Origin of the sequence: Microbacterium suaedae (assembly GCF_003254645.1) — a bacterium.
Taxonomy (GTDB): domain Bacteria; phylum Actinomycetota; class Actinomycetes; order Actinomycetales; family Microbacteriaceae; genus Microbacterium; species Microbacterium suaedae.
In genome coordinates, this window is record NZ_PNFD01000002.1 from 351,722 (window position 1) to 371,051 (window position 19,330).

The 19,330-nt window shown below is 66.4% G+C and carries 17 protein-coding genes and 2 tRNA genes; 14 read left to right on the forward strand and 5 right to left on the reverse strand.

What is annotated here, in order from left to right:
- Positions 1-14: 14 nt before the first annotated feature.
- The gene (locus tag C0012_RS08285) at positions 15-2,846 is read right to left on the reverse strand and encodes a helix-turn-helix transcriptional regulator (protein ID WP_162621844.1); all 2,832 of its coding nucleotides are present in this window, start codon (positions 2,844-2,846) and stop codon (positions 15-17) included.
- Complete coding sequence (locus C0012_RS15420; protein WP_162621843.1) at positions 2,843-3,046, reverse strand: hypothetical protein; 204 nt, start codon at positions 3,044-3,046, stop codon at positions 2,843-2,845. The genes C0012_RS08285 and C0012_RS15420 overlap by 4 nt, the downstream gene beginning before the upstream one ends.
- A gap of 126 nt (positions 3,047-3,172) precedes the next feature.
- On the opposite strand from C0012_RS15420, the gene C0012_RS08290 reads away from it, so the two are divergent.
- The 7 genes from C0012_RS08290 to clpX all read left to right on the forward strand — a co-directional run bounded on the left by C0012_RS08290 (position 3,173) and on the right by clpX (position 8,479).
- Positions 3,173-3,703, forward strand: coding sequence for a gamma carbonic anhydrase family protein (locus C0012_RS08290; protein WP_110589073.1), 531 nt, complete (start codon positions 3,173-3,175; stop codon positions 3,701-3,703).
- Between the two features lie 80 nt (positions 3,704-3,783).
- Positions 3,784-3,854: transfer RNA gene (locus C0012_RS08295), tRNA-Gly, on the forward strand.
- A gap of 275 nt (positions 3,855-4,129) precedes the next feature.
- Positions 4,130-4,203: transfer RNA gene (locus C0012_RS08300), tRNA-Pro, on the forward strand.
- Positions 4,204-4,277: 74 nt separating this feature from the next.
- Complete coding sequence (gene tig, locus C0012_RS08305; RefSeq protein ID WP_110589072.1) at positions 4,278-5,615, forward strand: trigger factor; 1,338 nt, start codon at positions 4,278-4,280, stop codon at positions 5,613-5,615.
- A gap of 157 nt (positions 5,616-5,772) precedes the next feature.
- Positions 5,773-6,366 carry an ATP-dependent Clp protease proteolytic subunit gene (locus C0012_RS08310; protein ID WP_198411101.1) on the forward strand — a complete coding sequence of 198 codons (594 nt, stop codon included), beginning with the start codon at positions 5,773-5,775 and terminating at the stop codon, positions 6,364-6,366.
- 23 nt (positions 6,367-6,389) lie between these two features.
- Positions 6,390-7,046, forward strand: a complete 657-nt coding sequence (locus tag C0012_RS08315) for an ATP-dependent Clp protease proteolytic subunit (protein WP_110589070.1) — start codon at positions 6,390-6,392, stop codon at positions 7,044-7,046.
- Positions 7,047-7,207: 161 nt separating this feature from the next.
- Entirely contained in the window at positions 7,208-8,479 is a 1,272-nt protein-coding gene (clpX, locus tag C0012_RS08320) for an ATP-dependent Clp protease ATP-binding subunit ClpX (protein ID WP_110589069.1), read from the forward strand.
- 8 nt (positions 8,480-8,487) lie between these two features.
- On the opposite strand, the gene C0012_RS08325 is transcribed toward clpX, so the two are convergent.
- The gene (locus C0012_RS08325; protein WP_110589406.1) at positions 8,488-9,150 is read right to left on the reverse strand and encodes a helix-turn-helix domain-containing protein; all 663 of its coding nucleotides are present in this window, start codon (positions 9,148-9,150) and stop codon (positions 8,488-8,490) included.
- 97 nt (positions 9,151-9,247) lie between these two features.
- Between C0012_RS08325 and C0012_RS08330 the strand changes: the two genes are divergently transcribed.
- Positions 9,248-10,177, forward strand: coding sequence for an oxidoreductase (locus C0012_RS08330; RefSeq protein ID WP_110589068.1), 930 nt, complete (start codon positions 9,248-9,250; stop codon positions 10,175-10,177).
- A 51-nt stretch (positions 10,178-10,228) separates the two neighbouring features.
- On the opposite strand, the gene C0012_RS08335 is transcribed toward C0012_RS08330, so the two are convergent.
- On the reverse strand, positions 10,229-10,462 hold the full coding sequence (locus C0012_RS08335) for a hypothetical protein (RefSeq protein WP_110589067.1): 234 nt from the start codon (positions 10,460-10,462) through the stop codon (positions 10,229-10,231).
- A 2-nt stretch (positions 10,463-10,464) separates the two neighbouring features.
- Positions 10,465-13,032 (reverse strand): valine--tRNA ligase, encoded by a 2,568-nt coding sequence (valS, locus tag C0012_RS08340; RefSeq protein WP_110589066.1) that lies wholly within the window; start codon positions 13,030-13,032, stop codon positions 10,465-10,467.
- A gap of 489 nt (positions 13,033-13,521) precedes the next feature.
- Here valS and C0012_RS15425 point away from each other — a divergent pair, with 489 nt between their 5' ends.
- The 6 genes from C0012_RS15425 to C0012_RS08370 all read left to right on the forward strand — a co-directional run bounded on the left by C0012_RS15425 (position 13,522) and on the right by C0012_RS08370 (position 19,280).
- Positions 13,522-16,500, forward strand: a complete 2,979-nt coding sequence (locus tag C0012_RS15425) for a hypothetical protein (protein WP_162621842.1) — start codon at positions 13,522-13,524, stop codon at positions 16,498-16,500.
- Positions 16,501-16,550: 50 nt separating this feature from the next.
- Positions 16,551-17,282, forward strand: a complete 732-nt coding sequence (locus C0012_RS08350; RefSeq protein WP_110589064.1) for a hypothetical protein — start codon at positions 16,551-16,553, stop codon at positions 17,280-17,282.
- A 724-nt stretch (positions 17,283-18,006) separates the two neighbouring features.
- Positions 18,007-18,459, forward strand: coding sequence for an SLATT domain-containing protein (locus tag C0012_RS08360; protein ID WP_269777938.1), 453 nt, complete (start codon positions 18,007-18,009; stop codon positions 18,457-18,459).
- Positions 18,456-18,608 carry an RNA-binding protein gene (locus tag C0012_RS15430; protein ID WP_162621841.1) on the forward strand — a complete coding sequence of 51 codons (153 nt, stop codon included), beginning with the start codon at positions 18,456-18,458 and terminating at the stop codon, positions 18,606-18,608. Before C0012_RS08360 ends, C0012_RS15430 begins: the two co-directional genes overlap by 4 nt.
- A 33-nt stretch (positions 18,609-18,641) precedes the next feature.
- Positions 18,642-18,962, forward strand: coding sequence for a hypothetical protein (locus C0012_RS08365; RefSeq protein WP_110589061.1), 321 nt, complete (start codon positions 18,642-18,644; stop codon positions 18,960-18,962).
- An 87-nt stretch (positions 18,963-19,049) separates the two neighbouring features.
- Complete coding sequence (locus C0012_RS08370) at positions 19,050-19,280, forward strand: hypothetical protein (RefSeq protein WP_110589060.1); 231 nt, start codon at positions 19,050-19,052, stop codon at positions 19,278-19,280.
- Positions 19,281-19,330 lie beyond the last annotated feature (50 nt).

Sequence of the window (19,330 nt, forward strand, 5' to 3'; positions counted from 1 at the left end):
CAGTGAGGAAGGCCTTACCTCGACGACGTTCCGATGCGGGCGGCCTCGGTGCGATTCGCGGTGCCGAGCTTCCGGAGCACAGCCGATACGTGCACGCTGACCGTCTTCGCGCTGATGAAGAGGCGTTCGGCGATCTCGCGGTTCGTCAGCCCGTCGGTGAGAAGGGCGAGAATCTGTTCCTCCCGCGGAGTGAGCGACGATCCTGTGCGCGTGCGACCGGGAGTGAATCCCGACTCGCGAGCAAGACGCTCGGCGTGATCAACGAGCAGGCCCGTTCCGCGTGCGCGGGCGAGCGTCAGTGCCTCCTCGAGCGCGTCCGCTGATGCGCGGCGTTCCCCCGCACGGAGCAGCGCCTCGGCGTGCCGGATCCGTACGTACGGGGAGACGACACTCAGGAGGCGCGGGTCGTCCGCGACGACCGCGGCTTCCGCCCAGGCCGGAGCGTCGTCGGAATCCTCCGCGCGGATGATCGGCTCCCAGGCGGAGGCGGAGGGCCACCACGAGAACTTCGCCACGTGGGCGCGAAGACGTCGCATCTCGCGCTGCGGGTCGAGCCCGGGGACCGTCGTTCGCCGGGCGAGCGCGATCGTGCGGGCAGCGGTCCACGCGAACGGGAAGACGTGGGCGGCGTCGAACGCACCACCCGGGGCGATGAACATCTCCTGCGATGCGTCCCAGGCGGCTGCTGCGTCCGTGCGGGCGAGGGCCAGATCGGCGCGGACCCGCGCGACCTCGAGCCGGGACTGCTGGTCGATCGGCGCGAGGGCGGTGAACGTCCTGTCCTCCGCGGCGAGCGTCGCGGTGGCGGCGTCGAGTTCTCCCGTCCAGGTGAGCACAGAGGCCTTGGCGCGCGCGAGGTACGAGCGATAGGTCGATGGCGGTGAGAGCGCGAGGGCGCCGCCGATCTCAGAGCGCGCCTCGCTCCAACGCCCGAGCGCGATGAGCGGATCGGCGGCGTTGCTCGCGAGGATCACGCCGGATGTGCGGTCGATACCGCGGCGGCGGGCGCCGGCGATGCCCTCGCGGGCAATGGCGAGCGCGCGCTCATGATCGCCCGTGCGCTCGGCGAGGTCGGAAGCGTTGACCCAGTACCGGATCATCGCGCCCGAGTGATCCTCCGCGAGCGCGCGCGCCCGCTCCATCCCCGCGTAGGCATCGGTGATGCGACCGAGCGACCCATACGAGCGCGCGGCGAGGTTGACCGCGATCGATTCCAGGAGGGGATTGCCGATCTCTCGTGCGAGTGCGGCGCCCTGATCGGCGACCTCGCACGCTTCGGCGATCTGCCCGATGAGCATGAGCCGACCTGCGAGGGAGGTCATCGCGGACGCGCGCAGGCTCTGCACCTCGCGTGACGGTTCGAGTTCCGCGAGGATCTCGAGAGATCCGCGATAGGCCTCGACCGCGCCGGGCCGGGCCAGAAGGCTCAACGTCTTCCCGCGCCCATTCAGCAGATGGGCCGCGTCGAGCGAACCGGCCGGGGCGTGGGAACGCGCGCCATCGATGAGGCGCAGCGCGCGTTCGGCGTCGCCAGCGTTTCGCAGATGGGAGGCGGTGCGACCGGTGAGCTCGATCCGCGACATTCGCGCGAGACGCTCGGCATCGGGGACGGCATCCCACAGGGCGAGTGCCCGCTCGCCGTGCTGCGCGGCCGACGCGAACGCGAAGGCGGCGCGGGCGGCGCGTGTCGCCTCGATCCACGCGGGAAACGCGCGTGCCGCGTCACGGGCGCCATCCCAGTGCGAAGCGATCGCGGCGAGCTGCCCTTCGTCGCCCGCGCCGTATTCGAGAGCCTCGGCGTAGCGTGCGTGAAGGAGCTGTAACTCGCCCGGCATGACGTCTCCGAGGATCGCCTCTCCGACGAGCGCGTGTCGGAACGCGCAGACCTGGCCGTCGAGGACGATGAGCCGCTCGCGCGCCGCTTCCCGCAGGGCGTCGTCCGGATCCGCGACGGCGTCGTCGAGCACGCGGATCAGCAGCTCGTGTCGAACCCGGATCCCGCCGACGGCCATGTGGCGCAGAACCCGCTGCGCATCGGCCGACAGGCGTTCGTATCGCACGAGCAGCAGCTCGCGAAGTCCGTCGGGCAGTCGCGCGTCGTCGCCGAGCGCGACGACCTCTTCCAGGTAGAACGGCACGCCGTCGCTGCGCTCGACGAAGCGATCAAGCTCCGCCGGTGACGGTGTGCGTCCGCTCAGGGCCGTCGTCAGCCGGCGCACGTCATCGCGGTCGAGAGGGTCGAGCGCAATGCGGGTCGCCCCTCGGTCGCGACCGAGCTCTCGGAGGAACCCACGCACAGGATCCGTTCGCCCGACGTCCTCCGGTCGTGCCGTGATGATGAGCAGGATCCGCGCAGCCGGAGGCACTCGCACGAGCGCGCGGATGACGCCCAGGCTCGCCGGATCGACCCAGTGCAGATCCTCGATTGCGAGCATGAGCGGCCGTTCTCGCGCGGCGTCCTCGAGAAGGAGGGCGATCGCCTCGTTGACCTGGGCCGCGGTCGAATCGCCGACGTCGCCGTCGGCAAGCTGGGGGAACAGTCCCTGCAATGCGCGATAGCCGGCCCCCGTGATTCGACGAAGCTCTTCGGGGTCGCGTTCGGCGACGATCGGGCGCAGCGCCCCCGCGATCGAGGCGTAGGCTGCGCCGTCATCGACGCAGCGACCTTCGACGACGCGTACGTCGGCTCGACGCGCGGCGAGCTCTGAGAGAAGACGAGTCTTGCCGATACCCGCTTCGCCCTCTACGAGCGCTGTGCGCAGGGCGCCGTCTGCGTCGTCCAGGGCGCGGGCGAGCGCCTCAAGAGCGTCCTCTCGCCCGACGAGCGGGGTGCGTGGGGTCGTCACGCCGTCATTCTGCCAGCGGTGCGCGCCCAGACGGTGCGGAGCCAACTGCCGCGATCCCGACGCGGGCGTGCGGCCTGGTCGAGGCCGACCTGGCCGTGCGGATCGCGTTCGCGCGCGAGTCGCTCGGACGCGATGCGCCGTTCGGCCTCGCGAACGTGCGCCTCGTACTGGATGAGGGCGAAGGTGTGATTCCCGTGCATGCTGCCTCCTCGGTGGGCGTGTCTCCACGGTCCGCTCTGAGGAGGGGGCTCGGCATCGGACGGATTCCCTATCTTCGGGGCTGCGAAGTGTCTGAGGATCCGGGGCTCCCGAGTAGGGTCGGCCCCATGACGGTCTCAGATCAGGCGACGGTCCGTGGTTTTCGTGGGGCGATTCCCGAGGCCCACGAGACGGCGTACGTCGCCGAGGGTGCGCGGATCATCGGCGACGTCGCGATCGCGGAGGAGGCGAGTGTCTGGTGCAACGCCGTCCTGCGCGGCGATGTGTCGTCGATACGGATCGGCCGCGGTAGCAATCTGCAGGACAACGTGACGGTGCACGTCGATGCCCAGCACCCGACGGTGCTCGGGGACTTCGTCTCGGTCGGGCACGGCGCGGTGGTCCACGGCTGCGAGATCGGCGATGGATCCCTGATCGGGATGGGGAGCGTCGTACTCTCCGGCGCGCGGATCGGCGCCTCCTGCCTCGTCGCCGGCGGCGCGGTGGTGCTCGAGGGGACCGAGATCCCGCCGCGGTCCCTCGTCGCCGGGGTCCCCGCGAAAGTACGGCGCGCCCTGACTGATGAAGAGGTCGCCCGGATCCGCGACAATGCTGTGCGCTATGTCGGCTACGCGAAAGAGCACGCTGCGGAGATGTGACGCGCCCGGGAGGTCGGGCGGTTCGGGACCATCCCACAGGATCCGATAGACTCGTCCGAGTCGCCTGCACGGGCGGCCGCGGGGATGTAGCTCAATGGTAGAGCCCCAGTCTTCCAAACTGGTCACGCGGGTTCGATTCCCGTCATCCCCTCATCTGGACCCTGGTTGGTGCCACGCACCTTCCAGGGTCCTTTGCGTTCTTCTCGGCCCCGGATGTCGCCTTGGGCTATCGGGCACGTTCACGTCGGCAACACAATGCAGTCAATCTGCAGATTGCCGCCATCTGCGGGCCCGATGCTCTGCGGGGTCTGAGTCAGACCCCATTCAGATCGACTGCGTTGTGCTGTCTCGTTATCTGTGAGGATCCGGCGTGCGCGTCAGCTAGACTCGTCGAGGCCGTTTCGTGTTCCCAACGCGTGGAATCCGCGGGGCGTAGCTCAGCTTGGTAGAGCGCCCGCTTTGGGAGCGGGAGGTCGCAGGTTCAAATCCTGTCGCCCCGACGTCCGGCCCATTCCAGACCTCAGCCCGTGGCGCAGCTCGTCGTGGGCGACGCAACAAGGAGAAGCGAACCAGCATGGTGAACACCACCGTCGAGAAGCTGGGCCCGACGCGGGTCAAGCTGCACATCACGGTCACGCCCGACGAGCTCAAGCCGAGCATCGACCACGCCTACTCGCACATCGCGAAGGATGTCGAGATCCCGGGCTTCCGCAAGGGCAAGGTGCCGGCTCCGATCATCGACCAGCGCATCGGTCGCGGCGCCGTCATCGAGCACGCCGTCAACGAGGGCCTCGACGGATTCTTCCGCGACGCCGTTGTCGAGAACGAGCTGCAGATCCTGGGGCGTCCGCAGGCTGATGTGACGACCTGGCCGGCGGAGAAGGACTTCTCGGGTGACCTCGAGGTCGACATCGAGGTCGATGTCGCGCCCGAGTTCGAGGTCCCGGATCTCGAGAACCTGAAGGTCACCGTCGACGCCGTCGAGGTTGATGACGCCGCCGTCGACGCCGAGCTCGAGGAGCTCCGCGCTCGCTTCGGCACGCTCGTCCCCGTCGACCGCCCCGCATCGAAGGGCGACTTCGTCGAGCTCGACCTCGTCGCGACCATCGGCGACGACGAGATCGATCGCGCTGAGGGCGTCTCCTACGAGGTCGGCTCCGGCGAGCTGCTCGAGGGTACGGACGAGGCGATCGACTCGCTCACTGCGGGCGAGGAGACGACCTTCCGCTCGAAGCTCGTCGGCGGCGACCGCGCCGGCGAAGAGGCTGAGGTCAAGGTGCTCGTCAAGGCCGTCAAGGAGCGCGAGCTCCCCGAGGCCGACGACGACTTCGCGCAGATGGCGAGCGAGTTCGACACCGTCGCCGAGCTGCGTGAGTCGCTCGCGGAGCAGGCCAAGCAGAAGAGCACCTTCTCGCAGGGTTCGGCCGCGCGTGACAAGCTCGTCGAGCAGCTGCTCGACGCCGTTGAGCTGCCGGTTCCGGAGAGCGTCATCGAGGACGAGGTGCACCGTCACCTCGAGCAGGAGAACCGCCTCGAGGACGACGAGCACCGCGCCGAGGTGACGGAGGCGAGCGAGAAGCAGTTCCGCACGCAGCTCCTCTTCGACCGGATCGCGAAGGAGCTCGACGTTCAGGTCTCGCAGGACGAGTTCACCCAGTACCTCATCCAGGCCTCGAGCCAGTACGGCATGAGCCCGCAGGACTTCATCCAGGCGCTGCAGCAGGGCAACCAGCTGCAGGCGGTCATGGGCGACGTCGCGCGCAACAAGGCGATCTCCGTGGTTCTCGCGAAGGCCGAGGTCGTCGACTCGAACGGTGACGCCGTCGACCTCTCGGGCTTCGTCCCCTCCGAGGACGACGAGGTGGAGGAGGCGGAGGAGTCGGCTGACGCCGACACCGAAGACGCCAAGTGATCTGATCGGATCGCGTGTCGAGAGGGCCGCTCGCCTGCGTGGCGACGGCCCTCTCGCCGTGTCCGGACGGTACATCGTATGCCCACGGCGAACACGGCCGGAGTGACGTGGAGCCGCCGGTAGTGTCATATCGACGCCACACCTGAATGGAGTGAGAATGCCTGAACCGCTGATGGCACAGAGTGTCTTCGACCAGCTGCTGAAGGACCGGATCATCTGGCTGGGATCCGAGGTCCGCGACGAGAACGCGAATGAGATCTGCGCCAAGATCCTTCTGCTCGCCGCCGAGGACTCGAAGAAGGACATCTACCTCTACATCAACTCGCCCGGTGGCTCGATCACCGCCGGCATGGCCATCTACGACACCATGCAGTTCGTGCCGAACGACATCGTCACGGTCGGCATTGGCATGGCGGCGTCTATGGGCCAGCTTCTGCTCACGAGCGGGACGAAGGGCAAGCGCTACATCACGCCCAACGCGCGCGTCCTGCTCCACCAGCCGCACGGCGGCTTCGGTGGCACCGCGAGCGATATCAAGACGCAGGCCGAGCTGATCGTCTCGATGAAGAACCGCCTCGCCGAGATCACGGCGTCGCAGACCGGCAAGACCGTCGAGCAGATCAACGAGGACGGCGACCGCGACCACTGGTTCACGGCCGAGGAAGCCCTCGACTACGGCTTCGTCGACCACATCCGCGAGAGCGCGAGCGACGTGGCCGGCGGCGGCGGCACCGAGCGCGAGTCGAACTGATCAAGCAAGGGATTTCTCTGACGATGCACACTCCATACACCCCGACGTCCCAGGGCCTGCAGGTTCCGTCGAGCCGCTACATCCTCCCGCAGTTCGAGGAGCGCACGGCGTACGGCTACAAGCGCCAGGACCCGTACAACAAGCTGTTCGAAGATCGCGTGATCTTCCTCGGCGTGCAGGTCGACGACGCGTCGGCCGACGATGTCATGGCGCAGCTTCTCGTGCTCGAGAGCCAGGACCCCGACCGCGACATCATCATGTACATCAACTCGCCCGGCGGCTCGTTCACGGCGATGACGGCGATCTACGACACGATGCAGTACATCTCGCCCGAGATCCAGACGGTCGTGCTCGGCCAGGCTGCTTCGGCCGCGTCGGTGCTCCTCGCCGCGGGCGCGCCCGGCAAGCGCCTCGCGCTTCCGAACGCACGCATCCTGATGCACCAGCCCTCGATCGGCGGATCCGGCCACGGCCAGGCCTCCGACATCGAGATCCAGGCCGCCGAGATCACGCGCATGCGCACGTGGCTTGAGGAGACCATGGCGAAGCACACGAACAAGTCGGCGGAGGAGGTCCACAAGGACATCGACCGCGACAAGATCATCGGTGCGCAGGAGGCCGTTGAGTACGGTGTCGTCGACCAGGTCCTCACGACCCGCAAGCGCGGACCCGTCAGCTGATCGGTCCCACGCGTCGACATCGCGCCCCGTCCGGTTCGCCGGGCGGGGCGCGTCGTCGTCGGGTGACGCGCCGGGTATCCGACACCCCGCTGCGGTCGAATGTCGGAGGTTGCGACTAACCTGGAAGGACACCGCGACCAGACCTCGTAAGGAGTGATCGCATGGCCCGAATCGGCGAGAGCGCCGACCTGTTCAAGTGCTCGTTCTGCGGAAAGAGCCAGAAACAGGTTCAGCAGCTGATCGCAGGGCCCGGCGTGTACATCTGCGACGAATGCGTCGAGCTGTGCAACGAGATCATCGAAGAGCGCATGGCCGAGTCGGCCGGCGAAGGCGAAGTGGCCGAGTTCGATCTGCCGAAGCCGCGCGAGATCTTCGATTTCCTCGCGGAGTTCGTCGTCGGACAGGATCGCGCGAAGCGCGCTCTCGCGGTCGCGGTCTACAACCACTACAAGCGGGTTCGCGCGGGCGGTGAGCTGAAGTCGGCCGACGAGAAGGCCGAAGAGGTCGAGATCGCCAAGAGCAACATCCTCATGCTCGGCCCGACGGGGTCCGGGAAGACGTACCTCGCGCAGACGCTCGCGAAGCGACTGAACGTGCCCTTCGCGGTCGCCGACGCGACGGCTCTCACTGAAGCGGGATACGTCGGCGAGGATGTCGAGAACATCCTTTTGAAGCTGCTGCAGGCCGCCGACTTCGATGTAGCGCGCGCGGAGCAGGGCATCATCTACATCGACGAGGTCGACAAGATCGCCCGCAAGGCGGAGAACCCGTCGATCACGCGCGACGTCTCCGGCGAGGGCGTGCAGCAGGCGCTGCTCAAGATCCTCGAGGGGTCGACGGCGCAGGTGCCGCCGCAGGGCGGGCGCAAGCACCCGCACCAGGAGTTCATCCAGATCGACACGACGAACGTCTTGTTCATCGTGGCGGGCGCCTTCGCGGGCCTCGACGACATCGTCTCCTCACGTGTGGGGCGCGCGGGCGTTGGATTCGGTGCGCCGCTGCAGTCTAAGAACGGTAACGAGGCGCTCTTCTCCGAGGTGCTCCCGGAAGACCTGCACAAGTTCGGACTGATCCCTGAGTTCATCGGGCGCCTTCCCGTGATCGCGGCGGTCGACCCGCTCGATCAGGATGCGCTGGTCGATATCCTCACCGTGCCCCGCAACGCGCTCGTCAAGCAGTATCAGCGGATGTTCCTCATCGACGATGTCGAGCTCGACTTCGAAGAGGACGCACTTCGCGCGATCGCCGATCTCGCGGTCGAGCGCAAGACGGGTGCCCGAGGGCTCCGCGCCATCCTCGAGGATGTGCTCGGGCCGATCATGTTCGAGATCCCTTCGAACACCGACGTGGCGAAGGTTGTCGTCACGCGTTCCGCCGTCGAGGACGGCGCCCCGCCGGCGGTCGTGCTCCGGGAACGCCGGAAGAGCGCTTAGGCGCGCCCTTAGATCAGTCCCAGTTCCCTGGCGCGCGCCCCGGCCTGGAATCGCGAATCCGCGCCGAGCGCCGTCATCAGGTCGGCCACTCGGCGTCGGTAGGTGCGCACGCTCAGCCCGAGTTCTCGAGCGGCGGCCTCATCCTTCACGCCGCGACCGAGCAGATCGAGCACCTGCGGAGCGATGAGCCGGATCTCCGCGGCTGTGGCGTCGTACGCGGCCAGATCCGTCGCCGAGCGCCAGGCGGCATCGAAGAGGGAACGGATCCCGAGGACGGTCTCGCGCTGAGTGATGAGGCTGTAGGAGCGCGCGCCGAAGCGCATATCGCCGGAGAGGATCGCGAGACGCCCGTCGATGATGACCGTCTCGTTCACCTCCTCGCTCGTGACGCGGATGTCAACCTGTGGATGGTCGAGAACGACGGACATGCGCTGCGTCCACGCTGGATCCAGGAGCATCGCCGTGCGGTAGACCTTGCGGACCTGAGCGTCGTGGCGGGGCGGCGGCGGACCATCGCCGGTGCCCTGCGTCCATCTCCACGCGGCGAGCGTGTTCGTCGCGCAGTCGAGGGTCGTCGCGTTCTCCAGCAGGTGCGCTGTGCGCCGGTACACCTCCTCCTCGCCGTGCACCACCGTGACGCCGCCAGCGGTCGCCCTCGTCGAGTTCCTCATGTCGTCCACACTCCTCGCTCGACCACGCAACTTCTGTATGCGTGGCAACAACCTGCCACGCTCGGAGATTCCGACGTCCGCATCCCAGGCTGATGACATGACGATCCACGAGACGACCGTGACCACCTCCGCGACAGACACGGGCACCTGGCGACTCGGCGACCGCGAGGTCCGCCGCATCGGATTCGGGGCGATGCGCCTGACCGGCATGCCGTCGGATGAGAGTCCCCGCGAGCGAGAGACGGCGATCGCCGTTCTGCGACGAGCGGTCGAGCTCGGCGTGAACCACATCGACACCGCCGCGTTCTACTTCCACCAGACCCGATCAGCAAACGAGCTCATCAGCACGGCCGTGCAGCCCTACCGCGAGGAGCTGGTGATCGCCACCAAGGTCGGTGCGAGCCGGTCCCGGGCTGGCGAGTTCGAACGATACGCCCGACCCGACGAGCTGCGAGACCAGGTGGAGGAGAACATCCGCCAGCTCGGCCTCGACCACCTCGACGTCGTCAATCTGCGCTGGGGGACAGGCCGGGAGAAGGAGACGGGCTCTGTGGCCGAGCACGTCGGCGCCCTCGTCGAACTGCGCGAAGCGGGCCTCCTCGCGCATATCGGCGTGTCCAATGTCTCGGCTGAGCAGATCGCGGAGGCGATGGCGATCACGCCGATCGTCGAGGTGCAGAATCGCTATGGTCTCACCGAACGCGACGATGACGACATCGTCGCGCTCACGGGAGAACATGGCATCGCCTTCGTGCCGTTCCTCTCGATGGGGGCTGCCATCCCCGGTGCCGTCCCGGGCGGCACGGCGGACACGTCCGGGGAGTCCCAGGTCACGGCCGTCGCCCAGGCGCACGGCGCCACACCCGCGCAGGTCCGACTCGCATGGACCTTGCATCGCGGTTCCCACGTGATCGCCATCCCCGGAACAGGAGACGTGGCGCATCTCGAGGAGAACGTCGCCGCCGGCGAGATCGCCCTCACTGACGACGAGCTCGCGCGGCTGGACGCGATCGTCCCGTCAAGCTGACGGGACGGATGGGGCGGGCGCCGGTCGTGACGACCGGCGCCCGTCGTGATCTCAGTCCATCGGGTCGAACGTCGACACGGTCGCGGCGCCGTCGGCATCGACGGTCACCTCGATTCCGCTGTCGAGCTCGGCGATGGGGCGCGATTCGAGCCACGTGAGGGTCCACATGGGCATCGGTCCCACGTGCGGCAGAGCCGCCTCGACCTTCGCGATCTCGTCGCGCATCACGGCGGGGAGGTCCGACGGGGGATCCCCGCCGGCCTGCCATCGGGTGCCCAGCTGCATGATCAGGCCTCCTGTTCCTCGAGTGCGATCGACGCTACCTGCAACTCGTCACCCGAGGTGAGAGCGAGCTCGGCGATGCGCCCGACTGCTCGCAGATCCTGTTCCGCGAGGCGCAGCAGCGCGAGCTGCGACTCGGGTGCGACGATCTCGGCCGTCGCGACCGGGGTGCGCTGCGACGCCTTCGCCTCCGTCTTGGCGCGCCGGATGCCGATGAGCGCCTGCGAGGCCGCTGCGAGCACGTCGGGGTCGCCGCCGAGATCGGACGGCATCGGCCACGCGGCCGCGTGCACGGATCCCTCTTCGAACCAGCTCCACGTCTCCTCCGTCGCGAAGGAGAGGACCGGGGCGAGCAGGCGCAGGATGGTCGAGAGGGCCGTGCGCAGGGCGACAGCCGCGGAGGCGCCCGCGGCGCCGCCCTCGTATGCGCGCTCCTTCACGAGCTCGAGGTAGTCGTCGCAGAACGTCCAGAAGAACGCCTCCGAGACCTCGAGAGCGCGTGCGTGATCGTACTCGTCGAGAGCGGTCGTCGCCTGGGCGACGACGCGGTCGAGGGCGGCGAGCATCGACAGATCGAGCGGCTCGGTGACGGATGCTCCGGCGGGGGCCTCGAAGCCGAGCGCGAACTTCGCCGCGTTCAGCACCTTGATCGCGAGACGACGGCCGATCTTGATCTGCGTCGGGTTCTGCGGGTCGAAGGCCGCGTCGGTGCCGAGCCGGCTCGAGGCCGCCCAGTAGCGCACCGCGTCGGAGCCGTGCTTGTCGAGGATGTCGGCGGGCGTGACGACGTTGCCCTTCGACTTCGACATCTTCTTCCGGTCGGGGTCGACGATGAAGCCGGAGATCGCGGCGTGGCTCCACGGCGCGCGGTCGTCCTCGAGCGCGCTGCGCAGCAGCGTCGAGAACAGCCACGTACGGATGATGTCCTGGCCCTGCGGGCGCAGATCGAACGGCGCGACGAGATTCCAGAGCTCGTCGTCGCTCTTCCAATGCCCGGCGAGCTGCGGCGTGAGCGAGGACGTCGCCCACGTGTCGAAGACGTCGGTCTCGGCCTCGAAGCCGCCCGGCACGCCCCGCTGATCTTCGGAGTAGCCGCTCGGAACATCGCTCGAGGGATCCACGGGGAGGGACGCGGCGTCGGGGACGAGGACGCGGTCGTAGTCGCGCTCTCCGTTCTCGTCGAGGCCGTACCAGACGGGGATCGGCACTCCGAAGAAGCGCTGGCGCGACACGAGCCAGTCGCCCGTGAGGCCGTTCACCCAGTTCTCGTAGCGGACGCGCATGAACTCGGGGTGCCAGTCGATCTGCTCACCGAACGCCAGCAGCTTCGCGCGGAGCTCCTCGTCGCGGGCGCCGTTGCGGATGTACCACTGGCGGGTCGAGACGATCTCGAGCGGACGGTCGCCCTTCTCGAAGAACTTGACGGGGTGGGTGAACTGCTCGCCAGTCTGGACGAGCTCGCCCGACTCGTCGAGGAGCTCGACGATGCGCTTCTGCGCGCTGAACACGGTCTTGCCCGCGAGCTCGCCGTACGCGTCGGTGCCGCGCTCGCTCGTGATGACATCGGGGGCGTCGGCGACGACGCGGCCGTCCTTGCCGATGATGGTGCGGTTGGGCAGGTCGAGCTCGCGCCACCAGATGATGTCGTTCATGTCACCGAAGGTGCAGATCATCGCGATGCCCGAGCCCTTGTCGGGCTGGGCGGCCGTGTGTGCGAGGACGGGGACCTCGACGTCGAACAGGGGCGTGCGGACGGTCGATCCGAAGTGCGGCTGGTAGCGCTCGTCGTCGGGGTGGGCGACGAGGGCGACGCACGCGGCGAGCAGCTCAGGGCGCGTCGTCTCGATGAGGATGTCGCCCGATCCGTCGGTCTTGTGGAACGCCAGCCGGTGGTAAGCGGCAGGCCGATCGCGGTCCTCGAGCTCGGCCTGTGCGATCGCCGAGCGGAAATCGATGTCCCACAGTGTCGGCGCCAGGGCCTGGTAGGCCTCGCCGCGCTCGATGTTGTTCAGGAACGCCGCCTGGCTCGTGCGGATCGTCTCGTCGGAGATCGTGCGGTAGTTCTGCGTCCAGTCGACCGACAGGCCCAGCTGGCGCCACAGCTCCTCGAACTTCTCCTCGTCCTCGAGCGTGAGCTTCTCGCAGAGCTCGGTGAAGTTGCGGCGGCTGATCGGCACCTGATCCGCGGCCTTGATGTTCTTCGTGGTGCCCTCGAAGGGGGGCGTGAAGTCGGCGTCGTACGGCAGCGACGGGTCGCAGCGCACGCCGTAGTAGTTCTGCACGCGGCGCTCGGTCGGCAGGCCGTTGTCGTCCCATCCGATCGGGTAGAACACGTGCTTGCCGCGCATGCGCTCGAAGCGCGCCTTCACATCGGTGTGGGTGTAGCTGAACACGTGTCCGATGTGGAGAGATCCCGAGGCCGTCGGCGGGGGAGTGTCGACCGAGAAGACGCCATTGCGGCCCACCTGCTGAGCGGCGGCGCGGTCGAAACGGTACGTGCCGTCGGTCTCCCAGCGCTCACCCCACTTCGTCTCGAGTCCCTCGAGTTTGGGCTTGTCGGGCATCTCGGCCATGCGCGGAACTCCTCGCGATATGTGCGGCACGGTGTCTGCGTGCCAGATGTGGTGGGAACGCGCGCCAGTCTACCCGCGCCGGATCGGGCGATGTCGGGAACATGGTGAAGTGACACTAGATGTAACGCCGAACCGCGATTTTGGGCGCCGCCGGGCGTGCTTTTCCGTGACAATTTCCGTGATCGGCGCTCGATGACGATGGCCCGGTTCCGGCCTGCCCCCGTACGGAGGCATCCCGGGCTCGACTCGCGGAGCTTGCACCGTCACCGCACGGATGGGAGGTCGTTGCTGGGAAAGCAGCCGGATGTCGACCATCTTTAGGTCCTTCTTGCGACGATCACACCACCGGCGCCCAGGGCACAGCGGTACCCAGCTGTCGGGGATGCGGAGCGGAGAGTCCCATTCCCCAGTGATCGATCTCCCCATTGAACAACGTCTTCAATGCACAGCAATGGGCTGGGGGTCGCCGACCTACGCTTGAATGCTTGCATGGGAAAGAGCAGAAAATCTAGTAGAAACAAGCGGCCTCGATCTCGACCGCGCGCGGTGAGCGCCACGCAACGGGAGCCAGACGCACTCGAACAGGTCTTTTCAGCGTATGATCCGGACGAGCTCTGGACGTTGATATTCGCCGCCGCCACGTCCCCGGGCAACAGGCATCGATCGGTGACATTGGGAAGCAGCTTCGCGGCCGCACTACGAGCCTCCGCCGCTCCGGCATCAGACGAGTACCAGCCGCTGCCGTCGATCCAAGCACTGTCCGATCTAGCGGCTACCATCTATGGGATCGGCCCGGCGCGTGAAGACTTCATTCCCACCGACCCGACCCGAACAGCCTTCCTCGCCGTCGGCTCTGAGCCACTGCGTGCGGTTCCTGGCCTCACCGAACGGCCGGTCGCCGACCTCACGCGTGCGCTCAGAATGGCAGAAGCGGTGGACGGTCGCCTCCACCGGCGATTTCGATTCGGTATCGCGAACGTGGTGAACGTAGCGATGAGGTACGGCGATCTCTGCGTCCGACACCTAGCGGACGCTTGGGTGCCGGCCCCAGACCTCAAGCTCAACGATGACGTTTTGTTACCGGACGCTGAACACGAAGCGACGCGGGTCTTTCTCAACCTGGACCCCCTCGACCACATCGAACTCGGTGAGGCGGACAGAAAGGCTCTGGAATGGATGACGAACTCCGCAAGTGAGGCCGTATTCGATGCTGAGAGTCCGTCCAGTCCGTTCGGAAGGTTCCTTCGCTTTGGTGACTCAGCGGGCGCATTCCGATGGGTGCCGCCACTCTTCATCCCAGAGATCATGGCTCATGCCGTCCAAGAACTGGTATCCGCGCTCGATCGAGACGGGCATGCGCGACGGGCACTCCGGAGTTCTTGCCTGAACCAGATCCGCCAGGCCCTATGGCGCTTTTCCAACAGCTTGATCGAAGCCCCTCCCAGCAGCGAAGGTGTCGATTCCCCGATTCGAGGGATTGACGTTCAGTGGCTGGTGCCGGTGAACCCATCCACCTGCATAGCTGTCTCGGTCATTCATGTTCCCGACCTGGGGTCCACTCCACCGCCCCGCATCGGCTCAGTGGAGCTGGCGAAACAGATGAGGTCGCAATCCGGCCCTGTTTCGGTGCGCATGGGGGGAGGGCGACAAAGAACCATCAGTCCGGGCGCGGAGGTCATCCCGCTGACGGTGTTCGTCGCGGCCGGTCACATCGCTGTGCCCCAGGCGGTCGGCGAAGCTAACCTCGCGCTCGAAGACCTGACCTGGATCGCGGAAACGGCCACGTCCGACGATGATCTCTACGCATTCGCGCGGGATCTGAGCGCTCCCGATTTCCCCGAGAGTTTCGGGTGGGAGGCGATCAACTACTGGGAGCCATGGAAGGCCAATGGTAAGTCGTTCTTCAAGGGCGGTGTGGTACCTACTGCCGTCTACTTTGAAGCGCATGCGGGCGAGGCCGAGTGGGATCGAGCAGTAGAGCTATCGGATCTCGAAATGGCGCTCCTCAGGGTTGGGCTTCCCCCGATTCGAGACCTCCGAGCAGCAGAGGTCGCCCCGGGACCCGTCGCAAACGTCGCGGTGATCGCAGGTGACTCCAGGTACGATGCCACCCGCGGCGTCGTCACCGCGCCGGGTGTTGACGGGTGGTCCCTCGCTCTCACCGAACCCCCCGTTGCCGTGGCACGGACGAGCCTGGAGGAACTGTCTGCCGACCACCGACGGTTCGTCTTCGACTTATGCGGCGGACTAATCTACGGCTTTGCTGCGCTTGGTGATCGATGGCGTTCCGCGCACCAGGCGATCGATGTGCCCGGATACGTCCTCTATCTCCACACATCGGAAACGGTCTCGGGTGAATCAACCAGCGTGGTCACGCCGTATCTCGCCCCGCACGCACGTGCCGTCGATGAACCAGTCAACGTTTTGTGGCGCATCGATGTCGAGGGATTCGCAGATTCGGCGAATGGAGATCCGCACGCGGCGAATCTCCTAACAGGGGACGCAGTGTTCGATCTGCTCCGCGTGGGAGGCATGGATGTCGAAGCGGCGGCGGCGCTCCGCGACCAGTGGCGTACAGCGAAGCCCTTTCTCATCCTGGAGATGAAGCAGGCGCGGACCACTCTCAATCACCTGCCTGATCCGTGGCGTCTACGACCCTCTGACGAGAGCCGCATGGTCGCGGCTTTGGGGCGACGACTCCACGGTGCCGGCGTCGAACCTGGAGAGTACCGAGCGGACGACGCGAATCGACTTATCCGCGAACATCTTGCGCCCCTTGCTCTCGAAACTCTGATGGAAGGAATCAGGAGACACGACGTGAGCGAGGTGGTGTTGACGGGGATGGAGCAGCTGGCGAGATTAATGGACAGCGCTATTCATCAGCAAGACGATCTGTCCCGAGTCGCAGCGAACCTCTCGACCGAATGGGATCCGCTCACCCGCACCGCCGAGCTCTCGGCGGAGACACTTCAGCTTCGTCAATGCAACGAGATCGTGGTGGAAGCCGCCTTGCGCCTCCTGGACGCGCCGGCGGAAGCGAAGCCGATCACTCCTCAGGCGTGGAGCGGTCTTCTTGCCGCCGCAGACGCGTACCTCACCGCGACCACACTGAGCGAACGGATGTATCACCAAGTCGCGCCTGCAGTCATCAACCTCAGCCCGATGTACGAGCTGGCCGTCGACGACGATTCGCATCCCGACGCATCGGCGTGGGGTCTGCGTAACGACGAATTGAGCCGTGCGGCCGCAAGCGTTCGGCTGTATGGCACTCAAGATGACGATTCGCTGCAACAGGCGAACGAAGGAGACGACGTCGAGGGTGCTTTCCAGCAGGCATGGGGGGGGCGACGTCGCAGGACATGCTCTCCGCCCTCGCCGCTCTCGCAAAGTGGGAGACGTTCGAGCCAGGCAGAACGACCGCGCACGTCACCGTGGCCGAAGCAACAGCATGGGTATGTGACGCGCTAGGCCCGGGCGCGGATGAGTTACAGAGTACGCGTGTCGAAGCCGCTATCGGGATGCTCACGAGCACGGCCGTCCAGATGCAAGCCGTGGAATGGAGGCCCTGGCAAACGCGCACACGGCGTCATCGGCTCCTCGTGCAACCGGTGGTGCAAGACTTGGACGGAAGACTCATTGTCAGCCCGCAGTACTTGCTGACGTCCTTTCAGGTCTACTACCGCCACCTGCTCCAAGGCGTTCTTCCCTGGGCGGGGGACGTTCCTCAGCCTGTCACCGACGCGCTTGCGGGCCGCCGTGCGCGCCGCAACATTCGGTTCGAAAGGTCCCTCCAAGTACGGCTGGAGCAACTCGGATACGCCACGGTCGCCCGCGTGAAACCCAACGACCACGCGCGGCTCGGCGTGCCGACTCTCACTACCGAAGTTGACCTCGTGTGCGGCCGCGCTGGCGATAGCACCGTGTGGCTGATTGAGGCAAAAGACCCCGCATCGGTTCACGGATTCGCCGAGACGGCGCGCCAACTGCGCTCCTTCTTCCGGGACCAGGTAGGAGCCCGCGGGACCAAGCCCTGCTACACCACACAGCTGTCCCGCAAGGAGAGCGAACTAGCACCCCACGTCGCGAGCATTGCGGCGCACCTCGGGCTCGGCGACCCGCCCGACGGCGAGCAGTTTCGCCTGAGCACGCTCTTCGTAACTCGAAATCTCACTCCGGCGAGTTACGTCGACGAGCGGTATCGGGTTGAGACGGCGGCGGATTTTCTTGCAGCTCGAGGCCAAGCCGCGTAGACGACCTGCGAGCGGCGGCGCCATCAGAGCAGACACCGACACCCATCCCTTGTCTTCAAAAGGTCGATGGTCTCGCTCGGGCGCGGCACGACTTTCCCCGGCGAGGACAGACTGAACTGCCACGACGGAAACCGCTTCGACTGGGAGACACCAACCGCGTGCAATTCTCCGCGATCGGCGGCCGCGAAGAGAGAAGCACCGTTCGTGTTCAAGAAGGTGGACGTCGCGGCTGCCGGCATGCTCTGATGCAGGCTCGTCTGAAGAGGCCCGCCGCAACCGCCGCGAGGCCCCGCGAGCGACCCGAGTCGACGTCGGCTCGAATGTCTCCGGGGTGAACGTCTTGGACTGGACAAGGTAGCTGATCTCCTGAGGCGTCAACTCCTCCTGATCCGCGATCGGTCGCTCAGCAAGCTGGTCCGTCAGCGCCCGAACCATGAGATCACCGTCGGTATTCCAACGGCAACGGCGTCAGCAAACGCTGCGACCACGTCGTTGGATGACCGTGCTGCCGCAGGCGGGTCCGCGGCTGCCTTCAGCCGGGCGATCGCATACCTGTCGAGCTTCTCGCAGATGCCCGGCGCGAACCCCGACCCGCAGCTTCTGCATCCAAACCCCGCAAGGCGCCGAAGATCTTCCTGCGGTGACGTCAGCGACGTCGTTGGCGAGCGATACTGTGGCCGAATGACGGAAGATGTGCGGGTTCTGATCGAAGCCGAGCGCGCGCATCGAGGAGAGCGCCATGTTCTCAACCGAGGGTCAGATTGAGGCGAGCAAAATATGGACCGGGCTCCACTGGATCCTCGGCGGCGGCACCGCGATCGCCAGCGGCGTCACGGCAGTGCTGACCTTCGCCTTGGGAGGTCTCCAGGTACTCGCGGGATGCTTGGCACTGCTCGCGGCGATCACCGCGGCCGTACACGTCACGCTGCGACCGGACAAGCGAGCGGAGCGCACTCAGGCGGATGCGGCGCGATACAAAGCCCTGCAGGGCGCTGCGCGCCGGCTCGCCATTGACCTCGCAACTCGTCCGGTCGACGACGCTCGCACGGACCTGAACACGCTCGCCGCCGAGGTGGACGCCCTGAACACGTCGGCCGATCCAATCCCCGGGCGAGCATACTGGCGAGCCAGGAAGAACATCGAAAACGGCGGTCAGACTTTCCAGGTCGACGTGTGACCACGGTCACTGGCTACCTCACCTTCGTCGCCTCCGTGGCGACCCCGACTGACGCGGATCGTGCACGCGCAAGCCTGCACCGGAGTGCAATCGAGCGGCGCCTGAAGGCTGATCTCGGAGTCTTCTACATCTTCGAGACGGGGTCGTAGTCTCACGACACAGCCGCCTCTCCCTGGAGCGACGTGGACTACTTCGCATCAATGCCCGGTGTGCGTCTGCAGACGAGCGCGGGAGATCTGGAGAGGATTCGAGCCGCACTCTCTCTCGAATTCCCGGACGTATACGCGCATGTCGACCGGCCCGTGGTGAAGCTGACGTTTCCGGATGGCCCGTATATGGAGATTGCGCCGGCGCACTACGTCGGTGACGATGACAACGACATCCCTGATCCGACTGGCGCGGGCTGGAGACGCAGCAGCCCGACCAAGCACAGAGAGTACGTCAACGAGTCGAAGAGGCAGGTGCCTCAGACGAAGCGATTCGTGCGCCTGCTTAAGGAGTAGAAGCACAAGCAGCACGTTCCCATCTCTTCGCTATATCTCGAGATGCGTGCGGCAAAGCCCGTCCGAGACAACAAGCCCTGTGTTGACGTGTACGACTTCGCGTGGTTCTTCCGCGATCTTGAGAGAAACAGTCTCGCCGATATGAACGATCCGAGCCGGTTCGATGGTCGGCGCATCGTTGCGGTGGACGATTCCGAGCGCGCGACGGCTCGAGAGTCGGTGCGGATAACCGCCGAGGTCACGAAGTTGACCCTCGAATGCCACAAGAACGGCAACGAGGCCCTAGCGGTCGAGGCAATGAAGATCCTCTTCACTTAGCGGGCCACTTACCGCCCAGACCCCGGTGAACGCGCGCCGCGCGTGAAGCG

What these genes read in the sequence shown, in the direction of transcription:
- valS (WP_110589066.1), bottom strand. Translation starts at nt 13,032, where the DNA reads ATGGCCGAGATGCCCGACAAGCCCAAACTCGAGGGACTCGAGACGAAG.
- C0012_RS08350 (WP_110589064.1), top strand. Translation starts at nt 16,551, where the DNA reads ATGCTCACGAGCACGGCCGTCCAGATGCAAGCCGTGGAATGGAGGCCC.
- C0012_RS08330 (WP_110589068.1), top strand. Translation starts at nt 9,248, where the DNA reads ATGACGATCCACGAGACGACCGTGACCACCTCCGCGACAGACACGGGC.
- tig (WP_110589072.1), top strand. Translation starts at nt 4,278, where the DNA reads ATGGTGAACACCACCGTCGAGAAGCTGGGCCCGACGCGGGTCAAGCTG.
- C0012_RS08335 (WP_110589067.1), bottom strand. Translation starts at nt 10,462, where the DNA reads ATGCAGCTGGGCACCCGATGGCAGGCCGGCGGGGATCCCCCGTCGGAC.
- C0012_RS08290 (WP_110589073.1), top strand. Translation starts at nt 3,173, where the DNA reads ATGACGGTCTCAGATCAGGCGACGGTCCGTGGTTTTCGTGGGGCGATT.
- clpX (WP_110589069.1), top strand. Translation starts at nt 7,208, where the DNA reads ATGGCCCGAATCGGCGAGAGCGCCGACCTGTTCAAGTGCTCGTTCTGC.
- C0012_RS15420 (WP_162621843.1), bottom strand. Translation starts at nt 3,046, where the DNA reads ATGCACGGGAATCACACCTTCGCCCTCATCCAGTACGAGGCGCACGTT.
- C0012_RS08315 (WP_110589070.1), top strand. Translation starts at nt 6,390, where the DNA reads ATGCACACTCCATACACCCCGACGTCCCAGGGCCTGCAGGTTCCGTCG.
- C0012_RS08325 (WP_110589406.1), bottom strand. Translation starts at nt 9,150, where the DNA reads ATGAGGAACTCGACGAGGGCGACCGCTGGCGGCGTCACGGTGGTGCAC.
- C0012_RS15425 (WP_162621842.1), top strand. Translation starts at nt 13,522, where the DNA reads ATGGGAAAGAGCAGAAAATCTAGTAGAAACAAGCGGCCTCGATCTCGA.
- C0012_RS08310 (WP_198411101.1), top strand. Translation starts at nt 5,773, where the DNA reads ATGCCTGAACCGCTGATGGCACAGAGTGTCTTCGACCAGCTGCTGAAG.